We start from the raw sequence: 20,745 nt of genomic DNA on the forward strand, positions 1-20,745 counted from the left end.
ACCATAGTATAGACATTAAAATTTAGGGGGTGCTTATTTGAATAATATTTTAAATTTAAACGATGAAAATAAGAGATTTTACAAACTATTAATTTCACTTTGTATACCTATAATCATACAAAACCTTATCTCAACTTCAGTAAATGTTATAGATACAGTTATGATTAGTAGTTTAGGAGAAACTTCAGTTGCTTCTATAGGAGTTGCTAATCAGTTTTTCTTCTTATTTAATATGACCTTATCTGGCTTAACAGGTGGAGCAGGTTTATTTATATCTCAATTTTATGGAAAGAATGATATTAATAACATAAAAAAAGTTACAGGATTAAATGTTTTACTTGGCATAATACTTGGGCTAATATTTTTTATACCTTCACTTTTCTTTCCTAAACTAATAATACACTTCTTCTCTTATGATACTGATGTAATAAAACTTTGTATTGATTACTTTAGTATCATAGCATTTTGTTATCCTTTAATTGCAGTTAGTACTGTTTTTAGCATGGGATCTAGAAGTGTAAGAAATCCTAAGTTAGGAATGATTTGTAGTGCAATAGCTCTTATAAGTAATATAATCTTAAATTATGGATTAATCTTTGGTAATTTAGGTCTCCCTGCATTAGGAGTTAAAGGAGCAGCCTTAGCAACTGTTATAGCTAGACTAATTGAATTTTCACTTTTAATTATCTATGTTTATGTAGTTAAAAAGAATTATGTTTTAAGATTTAATTTAAGCAATTTAAAATCTATAGACAAATCATTTATAAATGCATTCTTTGCTAAAAGTACACCAATCTTATTAAATGATTCTGGTTGGGCTATAGGTACTGTATTATATTCTGTAGCATATTCTAAGGCAGGTACTTCTGCTATTGCTGCAAGTCAAATAGCAACAAGCACAGGTAATTTCTTTATAATGACTGCTGTTTGTGTAGCTATCGGAGCATCTATTATGCTAGGAAATGAACTTGGAGCAGATAATAAAGAAGTTGCTATTGAATACGCTAAAAAGTTTTCTAAAATTGTATTCATTGTAGGAACTATATTCGGTATACTTCTTATAATTAATATACCTATGTTACTTAAGATGTTTAGCGTTTCTGATAATCTAGCACCTGATATCATTAAGATATTTGTTATTATGGGGTTATTGATGGGACTTAAGTCTTTTAATACACTTTTAATTATAGGTATATTAAGAAGTGGCGGAGATACTAAATACTCTTTATTCTTGGAATTAGGATGTATGTGGTTAGTTTCACTTCCTCTTACTTTTATATTCGCTATTAAAGGAGCTCCGATTTACGTACTTGTTCTTCTTACTTATTCTGAAGAAATAGTAAAATTCATATTTGGTGTCCCTAGAGCATTATCTAAAAAGTGGGTTGCTAACATAGTTAAAGAAATTAATTAAAAAGCGATGCCTTTTATGGCATCGCTTTTAATCTATTTTTATTAAATTATAAGATTTAGGTTCTAAAATAGTTATTAATTTTTTATCTATTAATTCATTACTTTCTATTTCAATTTTTTCTCTAATATCTGATCTATTTATTAATATTAAGACTTTATTAGTTTTAATATATCTAATATACCCAAATATATTTTGATTTGATAATTTTAAAAATTTAGTTTCTCCATTTGATAATAATTTATTATTTTTTCTTTCCTTAATTATATTTTTATAAAAGTTTAATATATCCTTATCTTCATTTTCCCAAGGATATGTTCTTCGATTGTCAGGATCTTTTTCTCCTATTAAGCCCGCTTCATCCCCATAATAAATATATGGTACCCCTTCAAAGGTCATCTGAATAAAGACTGCTAATTTAAGAAGATTTTTATCTTCATTTAACTCTGTAAGAATTCTTCTTGTATCATGTGTTCCTAATAAATTCAAATTCGATTTAAATGCCTCTCTAGGATAATTTTCCTTTATTGTCATAAAACTTTTATATACATCCTGTGAGTTTATATTTCCTTTTAAAAATTCTACTACTATATTTTTAAATACATATCCAGTTACTCCATCTAATTGATTTCCTAAAAAGTATTTACGCCTTTCATCATAGCTAATTTTATTAGATGCATCTTCCCATACCTCTCCTATAATAACAGAATCATCATCTATATTTAGGGTTTCTTTTTTTAAAGCTTCTATAAATGTAGATGGAAGTTCATCTGCTACATCAAGTCTCCATCCTTTGACTCCATAGTTCATCCACTTCTTTATTACACTATCTTTATCCCTTATAATATAATCCATATAGGATTTTTCAGTTTCATTTACATTAGGTAGTGATTTAACTCCCCACCAACAATCGTATTCATTTGGATAGTCCTTAAAGTTATACCATGAGTAGTATTTAGAATTTTCTGATTGATATGCACCTAAAGAATCATAATTTCCATATTTATTAAAATAAATGCTATCATCTCCAGTATGACTAAATACTCCATCTAAAATAATGTTTATCCCTTTTTTACCCGCCTTATATATTAATTCTTTAAATATTTCTTCATCACCAAACATAGGGTCAATAGTTTTATAATCTCCCGTATCATATTTATGATTACTTTGAGATTTAAATATAGGGCTTAAATATATTACACTTATTCCTAAACTTTTTAGATAGTTTAATTTACTGATTATACCTTTTAAATTTCCACCATGAAAATCCCATCTTATGACTTCATTTTTTTTGTTTTTTATATACATAGGTGTATCTTCCCAGTTTGCATATATAAAACTATTTTTTTTAGGATTATTTATTTTTCCAGTTTTATTAAACCTGTCAACAAATATATGATATAGTATGCCTTCCTTAAACCACGTTGGAGTTTCTATTTTTTTGCTAACCGTAATTTGATATTTATTTATATCATTTATATCATAAAATTCTACACATTCTCCACAGTCATAACTTTTTCCATAGTATTTTACCTGTAAATTTTCTCCTTCTATGGATTTAAAATAATAAAAATAAATATTTTCTTTTTCAAATTTATATTTATCTATAGTAAAAATACCATTTAATTTATTTTCCATTTTAATTTCTTTTTTTGTCTCTTCATTTGTTTCTAAGATAAGGTATATTTCTTTAACATCAGAAATTACTTCTACATTTATATTTATGACTTCTCCTATCTCCAATGCCCCAAATGGCTTTTTGTGACTTTCCATCCAAGAATCGTATATTATACTCATTTACTCCCCCTTATTTTTATCACTTATAAAAATATTTATCTTTTGTACCATATTTCATTTGCATATTCTTTTATAGTTCTATCACTTGAAAAAATCCCTGAATTCGCAATATTTATCAACGCCATCTTATTCCAATGATTTTTATCCATATACAAGTCATTAATTTTTTTCTGAGCTTCTATATAATTTTCAAAATCTCTTAGTACAAAAAATTCATCATTGTATGTTATTAGAGAGTTGTATATCTCTCTGCCCTCTTCTAATATATTTGGTATAAATCCATTAACTAAGTCATCTACCACTCTTTTTATATAAAAATTATTTGAATATAAATCAGCAGAAGAATAACCTCCAAATTTACTATACTCTAAAACTTGATTTGCCTTTAACCCAAATAAAACCATATTTTCATCACCTATTTGGTCATGAATTTCTATATTTGCTCCATCTAGCGTTGCTATTGTTATAGCTCCATTCATCATAAACTTCATATTGCTTGTTCCAGATGCTTCTTTTGTAGTTGTAGATATTTGCTCACTTACATTTGTAGCAGGTATTATTTTCTCTGCCAAAGAAACTCCATAGTTTTCTAAAAAAACTACTCTCAACTTATCTTTTACTCTTACATCATTATTTATTTTTTGAGCTAATTCATTTATTAGTTTTATAACGCATTTTGCAAAATAATATCCAGGTGCAGCTTTAGCTCCAAATATAAAAGTTCTTGGTTCCATATTTAAATTTGGATTATCTAATAATTCATGATACATATGAAGTATGTGAAGTGCATTCATGAGTTGTCTTTTGTATGCGTGTAATCTTTTTATTTGCACATCAAAAATTGAGTTTTCATTTATATTTATTTCATTTTTTTGAGTTATGATTTTAGATAAGTTTCTTTTATTTTCTTGTTTGATTAATTCTAATTCTTGTAAAACCCTACTATCATCTTGATATTTTTCTAAACTTTTAAGTTCTAGTGTATCTTTTTGCCAACTTTCCCCTATCAATTCATTTATAAGTTTAGATAATCTAGGATTAGATAACATTAACCATCTTCTATGAGCTATTCCATTAGTCTTGTTGTTAAATTTAAAAGGTTCATCTTCATAAAAGTTTTTAAGCACTTCTTTTTTTAAGATCTCTGTATGAAGTTTTGCTACTCCATTTACACTATGGCTTCCTATAATGCTTAAGTTAGCCATATTTACATTGTCTGCAGAAATCACTGCCATTGTTCCTATCTTATCAAAATCATTGCCATATTTATTATTTAATTTTCGAATATATCTTTTATTTATTTCTTCAATTATCATATAAATTCTAGGCAGTAACTCTTTAATCATCTGGATATTCCATCTTTCCATAGCCTCTGCCATTATAGTGTGGTTTGTATAAGATATAACTCTTTTAGTTATCTCCCAAGCTTCATCCCATCCAAGTTCTTCTTCATCCATTAGTAGCCTCATTAGCTCAGGTACACATAGAGATGGATGTGTGTCATTTATATGAATCGAAATTTTCTCATATATTTTACCTATATCCCGATTATTCTTTTTATACTTTCTAAATATATCTTGTATTCCTGCACTTACTAAGAAATATTCTTGCTTTAACCTTAAAATTTTACCTGCATCATTAGAATCATTAGGATATAAAACTTGAGAAATTTCATCAGCATAATATCTATACTGTAGTGCATCATGATAACTTCCATAGCTATTTTTAGATTCTTTTAATATAGGCTCAAAATCTTTTCGAGGTACATCTGATTTAAACAATCTAAGAGTATTTATATATTCATTTTTATATCCAATTATAGGAATATCATATGGAACGGCCATAACTGGAATATAATTTTTATGAATAGCCTTTAATTTACCGTTTTTTTCAACTAAATCAACTTGACCTCCAAATTTTACAATACTTGCCTTGTTAGGCCTTACGGTCTCCCATATATATGATTCTTCTTTTAACCAATTATCTGGGACTTCTACTTGATGTCCATTCACAAGTTTTTGTTCAAATAGCCCGTATTCGTATCTTATTCCATAACCATGGCCACTAATACTTAATGATGCCATTGAATCTAAAAAACATGCAGCTAGTCTTCCTAATCCACCATTTCCTAACGCAGGATCCACTTCTGCATTAACTAAGTCTTCTAAGTTTATGTCCATTTCTTTTAAAATTAACTTTATATCTTCTAAAACACCTAAATTTAAAAGATTAGACTCTAATTGGCGTCCTAATAAAAACTCTATACAAAAATAATAAACTTCTTTTTCTTTATCTAATCTACTTTCTTTCCATATATTATCTATTTTACACTTTAATACTGTCACTAGCGTATTTAGTAGTTGCTCACTATTAGCTTCTTCTATAGTTTGTTTATATAAAAAATCCATTTGATTTCTAAATTCTAATTTGAACTCTTTTTTATTTATAAGGGTCAATATTACCAACTCCTTTGTTCAACTATTTCTTGATAAGCCCTTAAATATTCCTTAGCCGACTTTTTCCAACTATTGTCAGTATTCATTGCACTTCTTACTATATTATTCCACGTGGTTTTATCTTCTTTGTAAATATCTATCGCCGATTTAATACAATAATACATCTCGTGTGCATTGTAGTTGGCAAAACTAAATCCATTACCTTTTCCAGTGTATTTATTATATGGAATAACAGTATCCTTAAGTCCTCCAGTTTCTCTAACTAAAGGAATTGATCCATATCTCATAGCTATCATTTGTCCTATTCCACAAGGTTCAAATAATGACGGCATTAAAAACATATCTGATGATGCATAAATTTGTTGAGCTAATGCTGCATCAAAAGTTAATATAGTTGCCACCTTATTAGGATACTTCCCTGAATAGTAATTTAACATAGATTGATATTGTTCTTCTCCAGTACCAAGTACAACTAGTTGTAAATCTTCTTCAACTATTTCAGGCATCATATATGAAATTAAGTCTAATCCTTTTTGAGACACTAATCTAGACACAATCCCTATCATTGGTATATTTTCATTAATTTCTAATCCTAGTAGTTTTTGCAATTCTAATTTATTTTTAATTTTATTATCTATTGATTCAATATTAAAATTACAAACTATATTTTTATCGACTTCCGGATTATTAATTTCATAATCTATTCCATTAACAATTCCTTTTAATTTATATCCATTCTCTTTTATCAATCCATCTAGTCCTTCTCCATAGTATTTTGTTTGTATCTCGTTAGCATATGTTGGGCTAACAGTACTTACTTTATCTGAATATACTATGCCAGCCTTCATAAAATTGATTCCACCATAATATTCTATATTCCCTTCATCTAAATGAAATCTAGGAATAGCTAGTGTATCTTCTATGTGTTTGTTAGAAAATACACCTTGATATCGTAAGTTATGTATAGTATACATAGTTTTTATATTTGAATATCTTTCATCATCTTTGTAATGCTCTTTTAAAAATAAAGGTATCATTCCTGTATGCCAATCATTTAAATTCATTATATCTGGATAAAAATCTATCCTTTTTAAAGATTCTAAAACTGCATTACTGAAAAATGTAAATCTCTCTACATCATCATCATATCCATATAAATAGGCATACTCACCCTCTCTTTTAAAGTAAAACTCATTATCTATAAAATAAAACTTAACTCCGTCTAATTCTAATTCTAATAATCCACAATATTGATTTCTCCATGCCACATTTACATTAAACACGGCAACTTTTTTCATTTTATCTTTTAAATATTTAGGAATATTAACATATTTGGGCATTATAACCCTTATATCAATTCCTTCTTTTTTTAATGATTTTGGAAGTGCATATGATACATCTCCTAACCCCCCTGTTTTAGCAAACGGCCAACATTCAGCTGTAACAAAAAGAACCTTCAAAATTTATCCCCCTTTATATACTTACGTTTTTTTCTACTACCAAAGGAAACTTTATATCTCCTTTTAATTCTTTTTCACTTGATATATTTACATTTTTATCAAGAATTACATTATCTAGTTTTGCATTTTCTTCTATTGTAGTATTTTGCATAATTATAGAATTTCTAATAACCGAACCTTCTTTTATATGAACCTTCCTAAATATAATACTATCTTTCACATCTCCTTCAATAATACATCCTGTAGCTATAAATGAGTTATTTACATTTGAAGTTTTTGTATATAAAGTTGGTTGAGTATTTTTTTCTTTAGTATAAATTTTTCTATCTGAGTAAAACAATTCATTTGCTATATCTATATTAAGTAAATCCTTGTTAGTTTGAAAATAAGTTTTAATAGAATTTATACATCTTAAGTAACCCTTATACTCATATCCTCCTACATTTAATATATCTACACTTTCATTTATACAATCTTCTAAATTTGCATATCCACCTTTTGAAACTGCTCCATATATCATTTCTATAAATAATTTTGTTTTCATTATATACATTTCCATAGATATATTTCCTGTGGATTGTCTTCCAATATTAGTTCCCATACTTAAAACTTTTTTATTTCTATCAATATTTAAAATTGTTGTTCCTAAAAACTCTTCATCTATATTAGATTCATTTTTAAATACTATAGTTATATCATTGCCCGATAATTTATGGTAGTTAAGAACTTTTTTATAATCAATATTACAAATCATATAACTTGGAGAAATTAAAACATATTCTTGCTTACTTTTCTCAATATAATCTATATTTGAAAATATATTTTGAAGATCACCTTTTTTAAAAGTATGATGCATCTGCTTTGTTGTATTTTCGGGACTAAATACAAATAATCCATCATTTTTTAAAGATAAGTCCCAATGACTTCCATTTCCTAAATGATCTGTCAGTGACCTATATTTTTGGTCTGAAAATATACCTATATTTTTCATTCCCGCATTTACCATATTAGATAATGTAAAATCTATTATTCTATACCTTCCACCAATAGGTATTGATGCCACTATCCTTGAATCACTTAACTCTCTTAAATTATCACCTTTTTTATTTAAATTGATTATCCCCATACATTCTTTATTCATAAAATATAATCCCCCTATACTAATTCCATAGCTATTACCTCAAATTCAGACACTACACTTATACTCCCATCATCTTTGTGGATATAGCAATTGTCTTCTATTATAGCCCCTTCTCCTATCATAGCTTTTTCTATAATTACGTTTTTACCTATTTTGGCATTTGACATTATAACCGAATCTTTTATTATACTTCCTTCTCCCACAGTTACACCATGAGATAAAACTGTATTTTCAACACTTCCAAAAACCCTGCATCCATCTACTAAAATTGAATTTTTTATATTTGCATCTTCCCCTATATATTGTGGTGGCATAGCCATTGTATCCGTATATATTTTCCAATTAGGATCATTTAAATTAAATCCATTTTCTGTATTTATTAAGTCCATATTAGCTTGCCATAAGCTTTCTATGGTTCCTACATCTCTCCAATATCCATCAAACTTATAAGCAATCATATTTAAATTATCTTCTAACATCTTCGGAATTAAATTTTTACCAAAATCTAAATACATCTCTTCAGATTCGAAATATCTTTTTATATTTTTCCAATTAAATATATATATTCCCATAGATGCTAAGTTACTTTTTGGTTTCTTAGGTTTTTCTTCAAATTCATATATAGAACTATTTTCATCAGTATTCATTATTCCAAATCTATTTGCCTCACTCCAATCAACTTCCATAACAGCAATTGTTACATCTGCATTTTTAGATTTATGAAACTCTAACATATCACTATAGTCCATCTTATATATATGATCTCCTGATAATATAAGTACATATTCAGGGTCATAACTATCTATATAGTTCATATTTTGATAAATAGCATCTGCAGTTCCTTTATACCAATTACCTTCTTTTTCATTCATATATGGTTGTAATATTGATAGTCCTCCATTTCTTCTGTTCAAATCCCAATTACTTCCTATACCTATATGAGAATTTAATAATAGAGGCCTATATTGAGTCAAAACGCCAACAGTATCTATTCCTGAATTGGAACAGTTGCTTAAAACAAAATCTATTATTCTATACTTTCCTCCAAACGATACTGCTGGTTTTGCTATATTTTTTGTAAATACCCCTAATCTCGAACCTTGACCCCCTGCTAAAATCATCGCTATCATTTCTTTTTTCATCATTTATTACTACTCCCCCATAATCTAAAAATAATATTTTAATCATTTAAATTTATGCCCTTTATGAAAATCGCTCCTAATGGTGGAACTTTTATATTTATAGAGTATTGCTTATTGTGCCAATTTATATCTTCTGATTCTAAAATTTTATCTTTCATAGTCTGCCCAGATCCATAATACTTTTTATCATCACTATTAAAAACCTCTGTATATGATCCTCTATATGGAACCCCTATACGATATTCGTTATATACTACTGGTGTAAAATTTAAAACTGTAATTATAAAATCATCCTTTTTCTTTCCTTTTCTCATTATTACAATTACACTTTGATTTATATTATGTGGATCTATAAAATCAAAACCTGAATGGTGATTATCTATCTCATACATAGATTTTTCTTCTTTATAAAGATGATTTAAATCTTTTACATAATTTTTCATCTTAAAATTTTGTTCATTGGCTAATAAGGTCCACTCTAATCCATACTCAAATCTCCATTCCAAATCTTGTGCGAACTCACTACCCATAAATAAAAGTTTCTTACCTGGATGAATCATCATGTATGCATACAACAATCTTAAATTAGCAAATTTCTGCCATTCATCTCCTGGCATTTTATTTAGTAGAGATTTTTTACCATGAACTACTTCATCATGTGATAATGGTATTATGAAGTTTTCAGAAAATGCATACATAAATGAAAAAGTTATAAGTTCATGATGATATTTACGGTAAATTGGATCCATTTCCATATATTTTAAAGTATCATTCATCCATCCCATATTCCATTTATTATCAAAAGCCAATCCACCTTTATAAGCTGGTCCTGTAACCATTGGCCATGACGTAGATTCTTCAGCTATTACAATAGGATTTTTAATTTCCTTATGTATAATTTCATTAAACATTCTTAAAAATTCTATTGCTTCTATATTTTCTCTTCCTCCATATTTATTAGGTTTCCAATGCCCTATATCATAATCTAAATAAAGCATACTCGATACAGCATCCATCCTAATCCCATCAATATGAAATTTTTCCATCCAAAAAATTGCATTTGATATTAAAAAACTTTGTACCTCTGGTTTTCCTAAATCAAAATGTGCAGTACCCCAACCTAAGTTTTCCGCCTTTGTTTCATCTTCATATTCAAATTGATTTGTTCCATCAAACTTATATAATCCATGATCATCTTTACAAAAATGGCTATATGCAAAATCAAATATAACTCCTATATTTTTTTGATGACATTTATCAATAAATCTCATCAGTTGCTCTGAATCTCCATACCTACTAGTAGCACTATAGTACCCTATAGTTTGATATCCCCAAGACATATCTAATGGATGTTCTGTAATCGGAAGTAATTCTATATGGGTATATCCCATATCTTCTACATAATCTATTAACTCATCTAATTCTTCATAAGTAAAAAATTCTCCATCCCACTTTCTTTTCCACGAACCTAAGTGAACTTCATATATATTCATCGGCTTATCAATATATGAGTACTTTTCTTTTTTCTCTATCCAAATATCATCATTCCATTTATAGCTTTTTAAATCATATACAATAGATGCTGTGTTTGGCCTTTTTTCCGAAAAAAATGCATATGGATCAGATTTTAACTTACTTTTTCCACTTTTACTTTCTATGTAAAATTTATAGTTTTCTCCATATTCCATATTTGGTATAAATATATTCCATATTCCACTATCTTCAATATCGTTCATAACGTTTAAGCTCTCATCCCAATTATTAAATTCACCTACTAAGCTAACTTTTTTAGCATTAGGTGCCCAAACTGAAAACGTAATTCCTGTTATACCTTTCTTTTCTACTTTATGCGCTCCCATGAAACTATAACTTCTAAAACTTTTTCCCTCTTTAAATAAATTTATATTGTAGCTATTTATAACATCTTCATATTTTCTCAATATAAAATCCCCCATAATAATCTATATCTTTAGTAATATCTTATCGAACTTTTTAAACATATATTTTTAATTATATATTAATTCATACTTTAATATTTGAAGTATTCATCTAAAAATTTAGACTTAAATTTAGTTATTTCTTTAATCAAAGATACATCCTTACACTAAACTACAGAATCTTGATTTTTCTGTCTATAAAATATAATTCAAACATAAAAAAAGTTAGAAGATTTAAATCTTCTAACTCATTTTTATTGCCCAATTTTTAAATTTGGAACCGCATTTAAGCTCATATCATCTCTTCTTCCATTAATAAAACTATAATATCCTGCACATCCAATCATAGCTGCATTATCTGTACATAAAATAGGAGATGGATACTTAACTTTTATATTTTGTTTTTCACCCATAATTGTTAGTTTTTCTCTAAGAGCTGAATTTGATGCAACTCCTCCAGCTAAAGCAATAGTATCATATCCTTTTTCTTTTGCTGCCTTTATAGCTTTCTTAGATAAAACCTCTACTACAGCCTCTTGGAAAGATGCTGCTACATCTTCTACTACTATTTCTTCTTTTTTCATTTTTTTAGCATTTAAATAATTTAAAACTGCTGACTTTAAACCACTAAAGCTAAAGTCATATCCTTCATCCATACATGCTCTAGGAAAATCTATTGCTTTTTTGTTACCACTTTTAGCTAATCTATCAATTATTGGTCCACCTGGATATCCTAAGCCCATAGCTCTTGCTATTTTATCAAATGCCTCTCCTGATGCATCATCCTTAGTTTTTCCTAAGATTTCATATTTACCATAATCTTTAACTTCTACTAAGTGAGTATGTCCACCTGAAACTATTAATGTTATAAATGGAGGTTTTAAATCTTTATCTTGTATATAATTAGCACTTACATGACCTTCTATATGATTTACACCTACTAATGGTATATCTAAAGTATATGCTAATGCTTTAGCATAAGATAATCCCACTAAAACTGCCCCTACTAATCCAGGTCCATAAGTTACTGCTATATGGTCAATATCATCAAATGTTACTTTTGCTTCATCAAGAGCTTGTTGCACAACCATAGGTATATTTTCTATATGTTTTCTAGATGCAACCTCTGGTACAACTCCACCAAATTTTTTATGTAATTCAATTTGAGTTGATATTATATTACTTAAAACTTCTCTTCCATTTTTAAGAACCGCACAAGCTGTTTCATCACAGCTAGATTCTATAGCTAATGTTATTATATCTTTCATCACTACACCTCTTTTAATTGACTCCACATTATCATTGCATCTTCTTTATTGTCACTGTAATATTCTTTTCTTATTCCAGCTAATTTAAATCCATATTTTTTATATAAATTTTGGGCTACTAAATTAGAAACTCTTACCTCTAAAGTCATAGCAAATATGTGATTTTCTTTACACTTTTCAACAAGATGCTTTATAAGTTTATCGCCTATCTTTTGTCCTCTATAATCACTATGTACTGCAACGTTTGTTATATGTCCTTCACCTGCTATAAACCAAATTCCTACATAGCCAACAATCTTTTCATCTATTTGTGCTACTAAATATCTAGCAACATCATTTTTCATTTCTTTTTCAAATTCAGACTTAGACCAGTAATGTTCAAAGCAATTTTTTTCTACTTGAAAAACGCCTTCTACATCATCTATATTCATGTCTCTTATTATTAAATTGCTATTTGTCATTCTCTAACCTCTTCATTTTTTCTTCATATTGAACTTCTGCTTGAGATTTTCTTATATACATTGGATTTACAGTATAGCAATTATATACATCTATATCTTTATTATATTTAATAGCACCTATTGCACATAGGCTACTAGCTTTACTAACATTATTAGACGCTGACGCTACATAAATATTTTCAACTGATTCAAGCTTTTCTTTGTATAAAATTGTAGCTTCACCAACTAAAATAAACTCTTCATCTTTATTAGATAATTCTTCTATCAATGCTTCTATTTCAATAACTTTTATATCTTCTACTGTTTTAAATTCTCCATTTTCAAACTTATACTTTCCTGTATAAACTTGATTTCTTTGAGCATCTAAAATAGGGCATATCGTTTTATCACATAAATTCATATTAAATGCTAGAGATTCTAGAGAATTGACAGCTATTATTGGTAAGTTTCTAACTTGAGCTATTGCTTTTGCTGTAGCCATAGAAATTCTAAGTCCAGTAAATGAACCTGGTCCTATACATATTGCTATTGCATCTATGTCTTTTATATTTAAATCACTTTCTTTTATCATTGATTCAATCATTACCATAAGTTTTTGAGAATGTGTTTTTTTAGTATTTACTGTGTATTCACAAATTAATTTTTCATCTTCTATAACACATACACTAGTTGAATGTGTAGAAGTATCTATTCCTAATATTTTCATTACTTAGTCAACTCCTTAACTATTTCTTCGTACTTTTCTCCTTTTGGAGTTAATATCATTTCTCTTCCTGTTTCTTTATAGTTCATTTCTATGTATAAGTATTCATTTGGAAGTATATCCTCTATTAGGTTTGCCCATTCTATTATACAAACTCCGTCTCCATCTATATACTCATCAAATCCTATATCATACATTTCATCACTACTTCCAATTCTATACACATCAAAATGGTATAAAGGCATTCTTCCTTCATATTCATTTACTATATTAAAAGTAGGGCTTGTTATATAATCATCTACTTCTAAAGCTTTTGCTAGACTTTGGGTCATAGTTGTTTTCCCAGCTCCTAAGTCTCCAATTAAACAAACTACACTTTTAGGTGTTAAAAGTTGACCTAATTTATAACCTATTTCTTTAGTTTGTTCTTCATTTTCTAAATATATTTTAACCATCTATATCATCTCCATAAATAAGACTTTTTTATTATTTTTTTAATGTAACAGATATTATTATATTATAACCAATTACTATTATAAAGGTTTTAAATTGACAAAGTTTTTTTATATAACACTTATTTGCAAATTTATGGTAATATATTCTATGGCAAGGGGGGAATTAACTTGAATTATAAAGTTCTTACGTATGAAGATTACGATGATATATTAGATATATCAAAAAATATTTGGGAAGGAAAAGATTATATACCTAAAATATTTCATAAATGGGTAGATGCAAAAGAAGGCTGTTTTTTAGGTTTAGAAAAAGATAATAAGATTGTAGCATTTGGAAAATATACAGTATTACCAGATAGACAAGGTTGGATTGAAGGACTTAGAGTTCATATAGAATATAGAGGACAACAACTTGCTCATGCTATTATTGACACTTTATTTAATATAGCTCGAGAAGATTTAAGAAATGGTAAAATAACTAATATAGGAATATGTACTCAAAAAGATACTAAAGCTAGTATAAAGATGTTCAAAGCTAAAAACTTTAAATTTATTCAAGGTTGTCTTGTATGTTTTAAAAGTTATGAGAGTATTAAAAATTTAGACATTAAAATTGATGACTTTAATATAGAAAGTTGGAATATTTCATATGAAGATTTCAAAAATCTTGATTACTTCAAAAATTTTAATAATAAATTAGCTTCTGGTTTTACTTATTTAAATATATGCGAAGCTGTATATAATGATTTAGTAAAGAATGATTCTTTAGTAATAGTTAATGGACATAAATGTATAGTTACTATGAAAACATACCCTTCTATAATTTGTATAGATAATACATTTGAAGGTATAAACGATGCTACTAACTATTACTTATTAAAATCAAAAGCTAGAGAAGCTGAAATTTATGTAACCAATCCATGTAATGAACTAATAGATAAACTTAAAAATAATCATTATAGATCTATGTCTGATTTTGATAAAGACTGTGTTTATTATACTTATAAAGAATAGACTTTAAAATAAAAAGACTATATTAAAATAAATTAATATGCTAGATAATAATTTGCTTTGATATCTAGCATACTAACTTATTATTTTAATATAGTCTATTTTTTAAGTATAAATTCCATATTTTTGTATAGTGGTAATGTTATTAATGATATTAATACTGCTTTCACTAAGTTAAAAGGGGCTATCATCCAAATAACAAAACTTCCTAAATCTGTAATCCTTGGGTTTATTATATTTCCCATACTTATTATAGCCTCCATTGGCATTACTTTCGCATAAAAAGGCAGTAACATGTAATAATTAGTTAAGCATCCCACTATAATCATAGCTATAGTTCCTAATATAAATCCTATTAATAAACCTTTAATATCTTTCTTATGTCTATAAATTAAAGATACTATTACTACATATGATCCACCAATTAAAAAGTTAGCTATTTCCCCTATCCAAGCAGTAGTAGAAGCCGTCATAGCTTGAAATAAATTTTTTATAAATACTATTATAAGTCCTGCAACTGGACCTAAAGACATACCTCCAAATATAGCAGGAACATCTGATATGTCTATTTTAAGAAAATCTGGGAATATCCCTGGTATTGGCAGTGATATAAACATCAGTATATAAGATATAGCTGATAGTATCGCTACCTTCGTCATTGTGTTCGTTGACATCAATCTTTGTTTTTTAATTATTTGTTGCATATATAAAACCTCCTAATTTATATATTAGGAAAAATAAAAGCCCGAAGAATCTCTTCGAGCTTAGTTTTTGAGTATATCAAAAATAAAATTCATTTATTTTTAAATTTTATACATTTATACTAATCCTCTCTCATCCAGACTTTACTGTCGGCCTTGGAATTTCACCAAGTCATGCTACAAATGTAGCTCGCGGGCTATACCGCCGGTAGGGAATCTCACCCTGCCCCGAAGATTTTCGTGCTATTTAATTTTCCTTATAATTATATATTATAAACTTTACATATTTATGTCAATAATTTAATCTTTAATTATTTACTATAAACAACTTTTCCATCAATTATAGTATATAATACGTTACTTTGGATTTCTAATGGATCATTATCCCATATAACTATGTCTGCATCTTTTCCTATTTCTAAAGACCCTACTCTATCTTCTATACCTAATAACTTAGCTGCATTTATAGTTATAGCTTCTATAGCTTTTTCATACATCATACCATGTTTAACTGCTATTCCTGCGCATATAGGTAAATAATGCAGCGGTACAACAGGATGGTCTGTTGTTAAAGATACATTCATACCTGCATTAGATAAAATTCCAGCTGTATCAAAAGTTAAATTTCTAAGTTCTATTTTAGATCTCTCTGAAAGAGAAGGCCCAACTACAACAGGATATCCTTCTTCTAATAAATCTTCTACTATTAAATGTCCTTCTGTACAGTGGTCTAAAGTTAATTTAAGATTGAACTCTTTAGCTATTCTTATAGCAGTGAACATATCATCAGCTCTATGTGCATGAACTTTAAATGGAATTTCTCTTCTAAGTACAGGTAGTAAACTTTCCATTTTTATATCGTAATCTGGCTTTTCATTTTCATCATCTTCTTCATGCATAAGAATTGCATCTAAGTACTGTTCAGCTTCTTTTAATGTCTCTCTTAACATTGCAGCTATTGCCATTCTAGTTTGCGGTGCTTTTTCTTCTTGTCCATAGCAACTTTTTGGATTTTCTCCAAAAGCTATCTTTGAAGCTACTGGATTTTTTATAACCATTTTATCAATTCTTCTACCGACAGTTTTTATGGCTATACACTGTCCACCCATAACATTAGCACTTCCTGGTGTTGTACAAACTGAAGTTATTCCTCCATTTCGAGCTTCTTCAAAACTTCTATCCATTGGATTTATTCCATCTATAGGATTTAAATGTGGCGTTATAGGATCTGTTTCTTCATTTCCATCAGCTCCTTCAAATCCCATTCCATCTTCCCACAATCCTAGATGTGTGTGTGCATCTATAAATCCTGGATATACTTGATTTCCATTAGCATCTATTACTTGTACACCTTGTGGATGTGATATATTCTTTCCTATTTCTATTATCTTACCATTTTCTATAAGTATATCACCATGAATTATTCCATTAGTGACAGTATTTATAACTCCATTTTTTATAAAAAGCATTTACTCCTCCTATATTTCCTTAACATCTCTCATAGTTAAAGAAACTCTTTGTGTTTTTAAATCTACTCCTATAACTTTTACATCTATTACATCCCCAACTGTAACTATTGTCATAGGATCTTTTACAAATTTATTGCTCATTTGAGATTTATGAACTAGTCCATCATTTTTTATTCCTATATCAACAAATGCTCCAAAGTCTACTACATTTCTAACAGTTCCTTTTAAAATCATACCTTCTTTTATATCTTCAATTTTTAATACATCAGTTCTAAGAACTGGTTTCATACCTTCTTCTCTAGGATCTCTTCCTGTTTTTTTAATTTCAGATATAATATCTTTTAAGGTTACTACTCCTACTTCTAATTCTTCACTTAATTTGTCTATACATATAGCTTCAATTTTTGAATCTATATCACTTATACTTCTATCTTTTATATCATCTAATGAATATCCTATTCTTTCTAAAAGCTTTTTACATACATCATAACTTTCAGGATGCACAGATGTATTATCTAAAGGATTTTTAGAATCTGTTATTCTCATAAACCCAGCACATTGTGTAAATGCTTGAGGTCCTAATCTTTTTACTTTTTTAATCTGGGCCCTTGATGTAAAATTCCCATTTTCTTCTCTATAAGCTATTATGTTTTTAGCTATAGTTTTACTTATACCTGCTATATGCTCAAGTAATGAATATGATGCTGTGTTTAAATCAACTCCAACAGAGTTTACTGAGTCTTCAACAACTCCATCTAAAACTTCTTCTAATCTCTTTTTATTAAGATCATGCTGATATTGACCAACACCTATACTCTTTGGATCTATTTTCACTAATTCAGCTAGTGGATCTTGTAACCTTCTTGCTATTGAAATTGCACCTCTTATAGATACATTTATATCTGGATGTTCTTCATTAGCAAGTTCTGATGCTGAATAAACTGATGCTCCTGCTTCACTTACTATTGTATATTGAACTTCTTTCTTTATTTCTTTCAACATTTCAGATACAAATTGTTCCGATTCTCTTGATGCAGTTCCATTACCTATAGAAATTATATCTATATCATGCTTTTCTATAAGTTGTTTTAAAGTTTTCTTTGCTCCTTCAACGTCATTTTGAGGTTTAGTAGGATATACTGTTGTATAATCTAAAAGCTTACCATTTTTATCAACTACTGCAATTTTACATCCAGTTCTATATGCTGGGTCAAACCCCATTACAACTTTATCTTTTACTGGTGGCTGAAGTAGTAAACTTTTTACATTTTGACCAAATACACTTATAGCTCTTTCGTGAGCTATATCTGTCAAATGATTTCTTACTTCTCTTTCTATAGAAGGGAATATAAGTCTTTTATATGCATCTTCTATAGCTAGCTTTATCTCATCTTCATTAGTTTTATTATTTTTATTAATATAATTATCTATTATATGATTTATTACTTTATCGTTATTTATCTCTAATTTAACTTTTAAGAATTCTTCTTTTTCACCCCTGTTTATTGCAAGTACTCTATGTGGAGCTATTGTCTTTACAGATTCACTATAATCATAATACATATCATAAACAGATTTTTCATCTTTTGTATTTTTAGTAATAATAATTCCTTCTCTTAAAGATAAATCTCTTATATATTTTCTTAACTTTGCATCTTCTGATACTATTTCAGCAATTATATCTTTAGCTCCTTTTAATGCATCTAGTTCTGAATTAACTTCTTTTTCTAAGTTTATATATTTTTTAGCTTCTATTTCTAAATCTATATTTTCATTTAACATAGACATTGCTAATGGTTCTAATCCTTTTTCTTTTGCTATAATCGCTCTTGTTCTTTTCTTTTGTTTAAAAGGTGCATAAATATCTTCCACTTCTTGAAGTGTCTTAGCTTTTTCTATATTTTTAACTATTTCTTCAGTTAACTTCCCTTGTTCTTCTATAATCCTTTTTACGTCATCTTTCCTGCTTTGTAAATTTCTTAGATAAACTAATTTATCATAAAATGCTCTAAGAGTTACATCACTCATTTCTCCCGTCATTTCTTTTCTATATCTAGCTATAAATGGTATAGTATTACCTTCATCTATAAGCTTTATAGTATTTTCTATTTGTGAATCTCTTAAATTAAACTCTGATTTTAATATTTTATTTATATCCAATTTAATTCCTCCTAAAATAAGGCTTAAGAATTAACTTCTTAAGCCTTAAGTTTTATGAATTATTTTAATTTAGCCATTTTTAAATATTCATTTATAAATAAATCTATATTTCCATCCATAACACTATCAACATTTCCAATTTCAGCATTAGTTCTATGGTCTTTAACTAGCTTGTATGGTTGGAATACATAAGATCTTATCTGACTTCCCCAAGTTATTTGCGAATATTTACCTTGTAAATCTTCTATTGTTTCTTTTTGTTCTAACTCTTTAAGCTCTATAAGTTTTGCCATTAACATTCTCATAGCAGTATCTTTATTACTATGTTGGGATCTTTGGTTTTGGCACTGAACAACTACCCCTGTTGGTATATGTGTTATTCTTACTGCTGAGTCAGTAGTATTTATATGTTGACCTCCAGCTCCAGATGCTCTATACGTATCTATTTTTAAATCTGAAGGATTTATATCTATAGTTATACTATCGTCTAATTCTGGTATTACATCTACTGATGCAAAAGATGTATGTCTTTTTCCTGATGGATCAAAAGGAGATATTCTTACAATTCTATGTACACCTTTTTCACTTTTTAAGTATCCATAAGCATTTAGACCTTCTATTTGTATAGTGGCACTTTTTATTCCAGCTTCTGGGTCATAAATTAAGTCTAATGTTTTAACTTTAAATCCTTTAGAACTTGCCCATCTATCATACATTCTTAAAAGCATATTTGCCCAATCTTGAGCATCTAACCCTCCAGTACCTGCATTTATAGATAATATAGCATTATTTTTGTCGTATTCTCCACTTAATAATGTTTTAATTTTTACTTTGTCTATTTCTTCTTCAAGTGAACTTATAGAAGTATTAACTTCTTTTTCTAAAGATGAATCATTTTCTTCTAAAGCTAATTCTATAAGAACTTCTATATCATCTAGAGCAGACTGTAGATAATTAAATTCATCTACAGTACTCTTTAGATTTTTATTTTCTTGTAACGTCTTTTGTGCTTTATCATTATCATTCCAGAAATCTTGTTCACTCATTATTTTTTCATTTTCAATTATTTTTTCACTTAAGCCCTCTATGTCAAAGAGAAGCCCTCAATTCTTGTATATTTTTAGACATATCTTCTATTTTATGTCTATACTCTTGTATATTAAGCATTTTTAC

At 28.0% G+C, this 20,745-nt stretch carries 16 protein-coding genes and 1 riboswitch; of the genes, 2 read left to right on the forward strand and 14 right to left on the reverse strand.

All coding sequences use genetic code 11. The features are described 5' to 3' along the window. Nucleotides 1-37: 37 nt before the first annotated feature. Complete coding sequence (locus ABFX13_RS08730) at nucleotides 38-1,414, forward strand: MATE family efflux transporter (RefSeq protein WP_346045022.1); 1,377 nt, start codon at nucleotides 38-40, stop codon at nucleotides 1,412-1,414. Between the two features lie 27 nt (nucleotides 1,415-1,441). Here the strand turns inward: ABFX13_RS08730 and ABFX13_RS08735 are convergent, their stop codons facing one another. The 10 genes from ABFX13_RS08735 to tsaE all read right to left on the reverse strand — a co-directional run bounded on the left by ABFX13_RS08735 (nucleotide 1,442) and on the right by tsaE (nucleotide 14,231). Continuing rightward, on the reverse strand, nucleotides 1,442-3,208 hold the full coding sequence (locus ABFX13_RS08735; protein ID WP_346045025.1) for a glycoside hydrolase family 13 protein: 1,767 nt from the start codon (nucleotides 3,206-3,208) through the stop codon (nucleotides 1,442-1,444). Between the two features lie 35 nt (nucleotides 3,209-3,243). Then, nucleotides 3,244-5,664 carry a glycogen/starch/alpha-glucan phosphorylase gene (locus ABFX13_RS08740; RefSeq protein WP_346045027.1) on the reverse strand — a complete coding sequence of 807 codons (2,421 nt, stop codon included), beginning with the start codon at nucleotides 5,662-5,664 and terminating at the stop codon, nucleotides 3,244-3,246. A gap of 2 nt (nucleotides 5,665-5,666) precedes the next feature. Further along, nucleotides 5,667-7,124 carry a glycogen synthase GlgA gene (gene glgA / locus ABFX13_RS08745; protein ID WP_346045029.1) on the reverse strand — a complete coding sequence of 486 codons (1,458 nt, stop codon included), beginning with the start codon at nucleotides 7,122-7,124 and terminating at the stop codon, nucleotides 5,667-5,669. Nucleotides 7,125-7,137: 13 nt separating this feature from the next. Then, nucleotides 7,138-8,265 (reverse strand): glucose-1-phosphate adenylyltransferase subunit GlgD, encoded by a 1,128-nt coding sequence (glgD, locus tag ABFX13_RS08750; RefSeq protein WP_346045031.1) that lies wholly within the window; start codon nucleotides 8,263-8,265, stop codon nucleotides 7,138-7,140. Between the two features lie 14 nt (nucleotides 8,266-8,279). After that, nucleotides 8,280-9,407 (reverse strand): glucose-1-phosphate adenylyltransferase, encoded by a 1,128-nt coding sequence (locus ABFX13_RS08755; RefSeq protein WP_346045107.1) that lies wholly within the window; start codon nucleotides 9,405-9,407, stop codon nucleotides 8,280-8,282. 38 nt (nucleotides 9,408-9,445) lie between these two features. After that, the gene (glgB, locus tag ABFX13_RS08760; RefSeq protein ID WP_346045033.1) at nucleotides 9,446-11,347 is read right to left on the reverse strand and encodes a 1,4-alpha-glucan branching protein GlgB; all 1,902 of its coding nucleotides are present in this window, start codon (nucleotides 11,345-11,347) and stop codon (nucleotides 9,446-9,448) included. 251 nt (nucleotides 11,348-11,598) lie between these two features. Next, the gene (tsaD, locus tag ABFX13_RS08765) at nucleotides 11,599-12,612 is read right to left on the reverse strand and encodes a tRNA (adenosine(37)-N6)-threonylcarbamoyltransferase complex transferase subunit TsaD (RefSeq protein ID WP_346045035.1); all 1,014 of its coding nucleotides are present in this window, start codon (nucleotides 12,610-12,612) and stop codon (nucleotides 11,599-11,601) included. 2 nt (nucleotides 12,613-12,614) lie between these two features. Next, complete coding sequence (gene rimI / locus ABFX13_RS08770; RefSeq protein ID WP_346045038.1) at nucleotides 12,615-13,073, reverse strand: ribosomal protein S18-alanine N-acetyltransferase; 459 nt, start codon at nucleotides 13,071-13,073, stop codon at nucleotides 12,615-12,617. Next, entirely contained in the window at nucleotides 13,063-13,779 is a 717-nt protein-coding gene (gene tsaB, locus ABFX13_RS08775) for a tRNA (adenosine(37)-N6)-threonylcarbamoyltransferase complex dimerization subunit type 1 TsaB (protein ID WP_346045040.1), read from the reverse strand. Before tsaB ends, rimI begins: the two co-directional genes overlap by 11 nt. Next, nucleotides 13,779-14,231, reverse strand: a complete 453-nt coding sequence (gene tsaE, locus ABFX13_RS08780) for a tRNA (adenosine(37)-N6)-threonylcarbamoyltransferase complex ATPase subunit type 1 TsaE (RefSeq protein WP_346045042.1) — start codon at nucleotides 14,229-14,231, stop codon at nucleotides 13,779-13,781. Before tsaE ends, tsaB begins: the two co-directional genes overlap by 1 nt. 168 nt (nucleotides 14,232-14,399) lie before the next feature. Between tsaE and ABFX13_RS08785 the strand changes: the two genes are divergently transcribed. Then, nucleotides 14,400-15,245, forward strand: coding sequence for a GNAT family N-acetyltransferase (locus tag ABFX13_RS08785; RefSeq protein ID WP_346045045.1), 846 nt, complete (start codon nucleotides 14,400-14,402; stop codon nucleotides 15,243-15,245). A gap of 95 nt (nucleotides 15,246-15,340) precedes the next feature. Here ABFX13_RS08785 and ABFX13_RS08790 read toward each other — a convergent pair whose 3' ends face one another. From ABFX13_RS08790 to prfB, 4 genes are all read right to left on the reverse strand, one after another. Then, nucleotides 15,341-15,946 (reverse strand): ECF transporter S component, encoded by a 606-nt coding sequence (locus ABFX13_RS08790; protein ID WP_346045047.1) that lies wholly within the window; start codon nucleotides 15,944-15,946, stop codon nucleotides 15,341-15,343. Between the two features lie 118 nt (nucleotides 15,947-16,064). Next, nucleotides 16,065-16,183, reverse strand: a riboswitch (FMN riboswitch). A gap of 71 nt (nucleotides 16,184-16,254) precedes the next feature. Continuing rightward, complete coding sequence (locus ABFX13_RS08795; protein WP_346045049.1) at nucleotides 16,255-17,412, reverse strand: amidohydrolase; 1,158 nt, start codon at nucleotides 17,410-17,412, stop codon at nucleotides 16,255-16,257. A gap of 9 nt (nucleotides 17,413-17,421) precedes the next feature. After that, nucleotides 17,422-19,572, reverse strand: a complete 2,151-nt coding sequence (locus tag ABFX13_RS08800; protein ID WP_346045052.1) for a Tex family protein — start codon at nucleotides 19,570-19,572, stop codon at nucleotides 17,422-17,424. Between the two features lie 59 nt (nucleotides 19,573-19,631). After that, nucleotides 19,632-20,739, reverse strand: a protein-coding gene (prfB, locus tag ABFX13_RS08805) for a peptide chain release factor 2 (RefSeq protein ID WP_346045054.1) whose coding sequence is annotated in 2 segments (ribosomal slippage) — nucleotides 19,632-20,663 and nucleotides 20,665-20,739 — 1,107 coding nt in all. Because the reading frame shifts where the segments join, the coding sequence is not laid out codon by codon here. Nucleotides 20,740-20,745 lie beyond the last annotated feature (6 nt).

Source organism: Paraclostridium tenue, assembly GCF_039521565.1.
GTDB classification, from domain to species: domain Bacteria; phylum Bacillota; class Clostridia; order Peptostreptococcales; family Peptostreptococcaceae; genus Paraclostridium; species Paraclostridium tenue.

What these genes read in the sequence shown, in the direction of transcription:
- ABFX13_RS08735 (WP_346045025.1), bottom strand. Translation starts at nt 3,208, where the DNA reads ATGAGTATAATATACGATTCTTGGATGGAAAGTCACAAAAAGCCATTT.
- glgD (WP_346045031.1), bottom strand. Translation starts at nt 8,265, where the DNA reads ATGAATAAAGAATGTATGGGGATAATCAATTTAAATAAAAAAGGTGAT.
- ABFX13_RS08755 (WP_346045107.1), bottom strand. Translation starts at nt 9,407, where the DNA reads ATGAAAAAAGAAATGATAGCGATGATTTTAGCAGGGGGTCAAGGTTCG.
- tsaD (WP_346045035.1), bottom strand. Translation starts at nt 12,612, where the DNA reads ATGAAAGATATAATAACATTAGCTATAGAATCTAGCTGTGATGAAACA.
- rimI (WP_346045038.1), bottom strand. Translation starts at nt 13,073, where the DNA reads ATGACAAATAGCAATTTAATAATAAGAGACATGAATATAGATGATGTA.
- tsaB (WP_346045040.1), bottom strand. Translation starts at nt 13,779, where the DNA reads ATGAAAATATTAGGAATAGATACTTCTACACATTCAACTAGTGTATGT.
- tsaE (WP_346045042.1), bottom strand. Translation starts at nt 14,231, where the DNA reads ATGGTTAAAATATATTTAGAAAATGAAGAACAAACTAAAGAAATAGGT.
- ABFX13_RS08790 (WP_346045047.1), bottom strand. Translation starts at nt 15,946, where the DNA reads ATGCAACAAATAATTAAAAAACAAAGATTGATGTCAACGAACACAATG.
- ABFX13_RS08795 (WP_346045049.1), bottom strand. Translation starts at nt 17,412, where the DNA reads ATGCTTTTTATAAAAAATGGAGTTATAAATACTGTCACTAATGGAATA.